The sequence below is a fragment of the Candidatus Vampirococcus lugosii genome (assembly GCF_018420025.1).
GTDB classification, from domain to species: domain Bacteria; phylum Patescibacteriota; class Gracilibacteria; order Absconditabacterales; family Absconditicoccaceae; genus Vampirococcus; species Vampirococcus lugosii.
On record NZ_JAEDAM010000047.1, the window covers coordinates 1 to 7,299 of the forward strand.

Here is a 7,299-nt window from a genome sequence, read left to right on the forward strand (position 1 = left end):
CCTGTAATTCATCTTCAATTGAATCTTCCTGTAATTCATCTTCAATTGAATCTTCTTGTAATTCATCTTCAAAAACATAATCATCTACTGAATTGCTTTTTAAATCTGTTAATTTAATATTATTCATATTTTTTATTTTTATTTATAATCTAAAAACAATTTTTTAATTGTTTTAATTTTATTATTTTTTTTAAATTTGTCAATTTTTTTATATAATATAAATATTTATTGTTGACTTTTTTTGTTTTTAATGTTTAATAAAATTTTTGGGAAATAAAATGAAATTGAAAATCAAATTATAAATATAATAATAAGAATTATATATACATATATATTATATATATTTTTAAATGGAATTAAAGTAAAAGATGAAGCTAAAACCATAGCTATTATAATATAATAAAAATGAGATGCAAAAGATGAATTTAAAATATAATATATAACACGAGCTGATAATATAATTCATATTATAGCTCAAAATCATATTATAAATAACTTATCAAAAACAAAATCTTTTACAAAAGAAAGTATATTTTCATATTCACCCAAAATAAGCAACATCATAGATCATGAAAATCAAGGTATTATCATGGAAGCGGCTGCAACAAATCAAGAAAAAAAAAGTTTTATATTGTAAATAATTCAATTTGTATCACTATTTGAATATAAATCTCAACTTCAAAAATAAAATAATAAAAGAACAGAAAATAATCAAATTAAAAAAACTAATATTTTTGAAATTGATAATTTATTATTTGGAATATTTTTATATAAATAAGGAATAGATCATAATATAATTCATATTATAAAAATATTTGTATAGATTTCATAAGAATCTATAAGTGCAGAAAATATATAAGAGAATATAAATATTCAAATTAATGCTCAAATTCAAATAATTGATAAGAAAAGAAAATATTTTTTTCTATTTTTAGAATCTGTAATAATATTTGAAATAGATTTTGTTAATTCTTTATATATTCAAAGAATTACCGCCATTGTTCATCAAGACAATCATGGAATTATATTAGCAATTCAAATAAGCATTCATTTTAATAAATTCAAAAACATTAAATTATATTTAAATATAAATTATTTATTATTTTTCATAAGATATAATGCACTTCATAATAAATTTTTATCATTTTTATCAACTGTAACGGAAGTATGTGGGTAAGGTATTCTTATATTATTTTCCAAAATAGCTTTATAAATATAATGATTTATTTTTCATAATATTACTGGAGGTCAATCCAAAACAACATTAGGATCTATATGGAAACTTGCTCTAATTTCTACTCAATTTGAAGTATTATTAGTAAAATCACGATCTCATCAACTATCTCAAATTTTACTTATCAAAGCTTTAGTTAATTTTTTATTAGTAACTAGTCAAGAATTATTTACTGCATCTATTATAACATCACAAGCTTTTTGAATATCTTCTTCATAATGTATCAAAACAAAAGTTCGTAATATAATACTATCTTCAGAAGTATAAGTTTTTAATGGATTTGTAATCATATCTAAATTAGGAATTATAACTCTTCTTTTGTCATATATAAGTCTTAATACCGTATATCTAATAGTTATTTCATCAATTATACCAAAATATGATTGATTATTTGGTTTTTCTAATTCAACTTTATCTCAAAGTTTAATTTCTTTTGTAAGTAAAAGCATAACTCAAGCAAACATATTACCCAATATTTCTCTAAAAGCAAATCATATACCAACAGAAAGTCATCATAACAAAATTCATATATCAAAACCAATTATTTGAAATCAAATAAAAATTGAAATCAACAATAATGGATAGAAAATCATACTAGAAACTAAATTTCAAGCTCTCTGAGAATAAACATCAACATCATCATCTTCTCAAGCATTTTCATTATCTGGAATATTAATATTATTAATAAATCTATTTCTAATATAAACTGCGATTATTTTTGAAATAAACATTAAAACTGCAGTTACTAATATTGCAATAATAGCTTGTATAGCAATAGTAAAAATATTGCTATCAAAAATAGAACTAGAATTAGTATTTACGGTAATTGCTTCTTCAGTTCATTCTCATTGAGCATAAGTTTTAACTAAAAATAAGACATTTATCAAAATTATTAAAAATAATTTTATATTTTTAGTATTTAATAAATTTAATTTCATTTTAATATTTATTTTTTTAAATTAAAAGTTAAATCATCCTAAATTAGGATTTTGGTTTCTATTTCTTTTGTAATCAAGATTATTTGGATCTTCATCTACTTTTTTCTTAGCAGAAACAACATTTTCTTGTTTAAATATTACATAAAGAACAGATTCTAATTTATCATTACTAATATTTGATATATTATTTGCTATATATGAAGATAATAATTCAAGTCATTGTCTCATTTGTGAAGGCATACTTCTATTAATCCCAGTACCAAAACAGTTTTCAAACATAGACATAATTTCTTTTTTTGTTTCTGATTTAGATTTTCAATCACTTTTGGAGTGTAAAATACTTTGTAAAATATCAGAATATGTATTTGAATGAACATTTACAAACCAAGTAGAATAAACTCACATTATATATTCAAATTTATTTATATTTACATCAAATTCATATTTTTTTAGAGTTCAATTAAATATATTCCAAAGTCCACGTCACAAAGGATTATTAAAATCTCTTCAATTATGAGATTTCATACTAGAATCAGCAAGTTTAGGTCAAATATGTAAAATAGATTTCATATATGGAATAGCTTCATTTGGTTTTAATTTTGAATCATATGGAATATCTTTTCATTTTTTCAAAACTATATCTTTATATTCTCATAATATTTCTTTAATTTCTTTTTGTTCTTTATTTAGATTTTGTAAATTTTCTAATTTTTTTAATTCAGCAAAAGCTCAATTATCTAAATCAGAATTTGATAAAAATGAAGATATTTTTGATCAATTAGAAGCCCACCAATAAAGAAATTTACTTTGAATTTTTTCTTTTTTATCAGCTCCAGAATCAGGAGATATTGTATTCATAGACCAAGATGTAAAACTTGAGAATTCATTAGATCATTTACTAATATAATCAAATAATTTTACTATTTTTTCAGGACCTTTGTAAGTATTAACAAAAAAACCTACAGGAAAAGAATATGTTCAAGCTATTTTCATATATTCTGTTTTAAGTGTTTCATCCCAATTTAAATATTCTCAAGATATAATAGGTAAAAGCATCATTCAATACCACTTTTGATAATGTCATTCATGATCAACTTTTTCAGAAAGAGCTCTTAATGTTCAAATTTGTCTAGCTGGCATAGCTCATTTCATAATTCAATTTAAATCATTATAAACCATTTCAAAATTAGATTTACTTGACATATTATTATGCATTTCATCAACTTTAGACGAACTAAAATTCGTTGATATAGCTCAATCCAAAGCTCATTGAAATTTGGAACCAAAAATTTTTCTCATTTTTTCAGAACCTACTGTATCTTTTATATAATCTAATTCAAGTCTTGCTAATTCATTTTGAAGTGTTTCGTTGTCTCAAGTTTTTTTTAATTGTGATATTAGAAAACTTTTATTATTTTGATAAACTTTTAAATATTCAGGTCACAATATTGCATTAACCCAAGCTCAAGATCATGAATATTTTTTTAATCATCTATAATATGGACCTCATCATTTTTCCAAAGAATGAAGAAGATATCCAGCAGCTTTTAATTTATCTTTTGAAGATCATTTTTTTTCAAAAACTTCATTTTTTATTACATTAACAATTTCTTTATCATGAACTGCACCATCACGAGATAATCTATCTTTATGTTTATTTATTATTGACCAAAGTTTACTATCATATTCAGAGAATGCCTCTTGTCTCAATTCAGAAACAATAGAACCTGGAATTACAGATGCTATTTTACTATCCAAAAGTGACATATAAAATTGTGATGCCCTAAGTTCATCTTCACTTTTCCATCTTTCCAAATAATTATCTTTTATAGATTTAAATGATATTAACATAGCTGAAATTGATAATCCATTACTTTTCATTTTTTTATCAGGATTAGCATTAATTTTATTTTTTAACATTTCGGCATCTTCTTTTGTATATGGATTAAGTCATTTTTCTGAACAAAAAATAGAAAATGCATTATAAGACATTTTTTTTTCTTTTGGTGATAGATTTTCATTTCCCAAAATTATTCAATCTGGCAAATATTTTATATAATATAATAATGGTATTTTTTTTGAATTTCAAGATTCATTATATTCATCATATTCCATTCAAACATAATCAATTTGATTATTGTCAGAATCAAAAAATTTTCATCATTTTTCTTTTAAATTCAACCATTTTTCTTTAAAATTTTTGAATCATTTGTAATCTTCCAAGTTTATATTTTTTATATATTTCAAAAATTCATCAGAACTATCTATAGTTTTGAATTTCATAGAAACTCAACTTACTGGTTCTTTATTCAAAAAATTAGAAAATTGTTCATAATTTATTTCTATTTTTTTTGAAAAATATTCATTAGTTTCTCAACAATAAAAATTAGCTTCAATTTTTACTTTTCAATTGTATAAAATTTTAGGTTCACTTGTTATTTCCATAAATCACCATTGAGATCATCATCATGGATAAATTGATTCTCAAACTCTAAAAGCTAGACTAGATCAAATATTAAATTCTGCATCTTTATCTCATTTTATTTTTTTCCAATCATTATTTATTAAAGATAAAGTTTCATTTCAATCCATATTTTCATTAAATTGTAAATCTTCATCAAAAGATTTTACACTTTCATCTATTGATAATCAATTTGTAAGTAAACCAGATAAATTAAGATATAATAAATCTCATATTTTTTCATTACTAATTTGTAAATTATCATCAATAATTCATAAATTTTTAAGTAAATTTAAAACTTCATTATCTCATTGTGTTTGAGAAATTTTTAAATTTAAATTAATTTGCATATTTTCATCTATAAAAATTTTTTTTTCATCAAATACTAATTTAGTATATTTATTTCACAAATATAAATTTAATTCTTTTTGATTTGGATTCAATAAATTTGTAATAAATTCTTTATGATTATTTATCATAGATTTTGGTAAAGAAAAATAATTTTCTAATTTGGAAGAAAAAGATGAAGAAAAAAGAATTTCAACAAATTCTTCAAAATCTATTTTTTTATTATCAATACTAGAAAAGTTATTCAATAAAAATTTCTTTTTTGAATTATCTATTTCAGATTCATCCAAAAGTAAAATATTAGCAATAATATAATTTAAATCCAAATCTTTTTGATCAAGAGTATCAGAAAACTTATCATCAATATTAAATCATTTTTGATTAAGTTTATCTTTTTGAGATTCAATATATTGTTTATCTATATTTTTTACTTTATTAAAAAGTTCTTCTCACAAATATTCTTTAATAAAATTTTTTGTATCAAAAATATTAGATAAACCAGAAAAATAATTTTCCATATCATCCGTATATTTAATTACCTCACTTTTGCAAGAAGATTTAATGAATCAAGATTGTATATCTTCATTATTATCCAAATTAGTAATAAAATCATTATCTAAATTAGAAACAAGATCAGATATAGATATAGATTGTTTAGAAATAAAGTTTTTTTGTTCTTCCAAAAGATTATCGGAAATTATTAATTCAGTATTAAAAAAAACTTGTAATCAATCTATATCTTGGACTTGTCAAATATTTTCAATATAATAATTTAATTCATTTTCTTCTAATCATAATATATAAATTTTTTCTATAAGTTTATTCTTAATAGTTTGCAAAAATCAATTATGTAAACTATTTTTATATTTTATATAAAAATCTGATGATAAAAAATCATTTGATAAAACATAATCAAATGTCATTCACATATTACTAAAATCATCTAATATTAAATTTTTATTTCAAGATTTATTTATAATTTGTTTGTAATTATTTATTATATCTTGATCTGAAATATTGTTTGAACTTATAAAGTTTTTGAAACTATCATAATTTGTAATTTGTGAATTACTATTTTTGTATAATAAAGATATTAATAATTGAGTTTGAATATTAGAAATTAATTTATTTCTATTATTTTTTTGTAAAGAATCTAAATTTTTTTGATCTAATTCCATTTTATAATTTTATATTTTATATATTAAAATTACTATTAATAATAAATAATTATTATTTAATGTCAATTTAAAAATTATTTTATATTATCAATATAATGCAAAAAAATTATCTTCTATAATATCTATATAATTATCTAAATCATAATCAATTAAGTTTGCTGTATATTCATAAATATATTTAATATAAGATGAATCATTTATTTTTCATCTATATGGATGTGGTGTTAGATATGGAGCATCAGTTTCTATTAAAATATTTTGTTTTTCTGTTGCCAAAAAAGATTCTCTAATGTTTTCTGCTTTTGGAAAAGTAATATTTCAAGTATATCATATCCAAATATTTTCAAAATTTTCTTGTAATACATTAATTTCATTTGCTCAATATCACCAACAATGAAAATAAATTTTTAATTTTGGAAAATTTTTAATTATATCATATGTAGACTCAAAATCATCTCTAGAATGAATTATTACTGGTAAATCTAATTTTTGAGCTAATTCGCATTGCATCATAAAAAATTTTTTTTGACTTGATAGAGTTTCTGATTTACTTGAATAATGAACATCAATACCACATTCACCTATAGCATAAATATATTTTATATTTTTGTTGTAAAATTGTTCCATTTCATTCAAAATATTTTCAAATTGATATGGATATATATTTTCATTTGCTACCAAACTTGGATGATATCAAATACTAGAAAATAATTGTAATGATGTATTATTATTTTTTTGTATTTCTACAGCTTTTAAAGCCCGATCCATATCTACTGCCACATTCATTAATCATTTTCATCAATTTTCTTCAAATTTTTTTAAAAAATATTCATAGTCTGCAAATAATTGTTCAGAATTTAAGTGTGTATGAGAATCAAAATACATATTTTTTTATATTATTAATAAGAATTAAATTATTTAATAAATATTTATTTATAATAAATATTTGTATAAAGTATTTTATACATATTTAAATAAATAGCAATATATTTTGAATTTTTTTGTAATAGTTTATTTAATTTAGTATTTTATAAAAAATTAATTAATGTAAAAAGACTTGAATATATATTTATTTTCTTTATATATTTCAAAACTCAATTAATTAATTGAGTTATATATCATATTTAGTGTATATTTAAT

Annotated in this window: 4 protein-coding genes; all 4 read right to left on the reverse strand. The window is 20.2% G+C overall.

Annotation, left to right across the window (positions count from 1 at the left end; all coding sequences use genetic code 25):
- Positions 1-225: 225 nt before the first annotated feature.
- Positions 226-1,071, reverse strand: a complete 846-nt coding sequence (locus VAMP_RS03670; protein ID WP_213349418.1) for a DUF368 domain-containing protein — start codon at positions 1,069-1,071, stop codon at positions 226-228.
- 21 nt (positions 1,072-1,092) lie between these two features.
- Positions 1,093-2,172 (reverse strand): mechanosensitive ion channel family protein, encoded by a 1,080-nt coding sequence (locus tag VAMP_RS03675; protein ID WP_213349422.1) that lies wholly within the window; start codon positions 2,170-2,172, stop codon positions 1,093-1,095.
- A 21-nt stretch (positions 2,173-2,193) separates the two neighbouring features.
- Positions 2,194-6,159 carry a hypothetical protein gene (locus VAMP_RS03680; RefSeq protein WP_213349425.1) on the reverse strand — a complete coding sequence of 1,322 codons (3,966 nt, stop codon included), beginning with the start codon at positions 6,157-6,159 and terminating at the stop codon, positions 2,194-2,196.
- Between the two features lie 84 nt (positions 6,160-6,243).
- The gene (locus VAMP_RS03685) at positions 6,244-7,044 is read right to left on the reverse strand and encodes a TatD family hydrolase (protein WP_213349428.1); all 801 of its coding nucleotides are present in this window, start codon (positions 7,042-7,044) and stop codon (positions 6,244-6,246) included.
- Positions 7,045-7,299 lie beyond the last annotated feature (255 nt).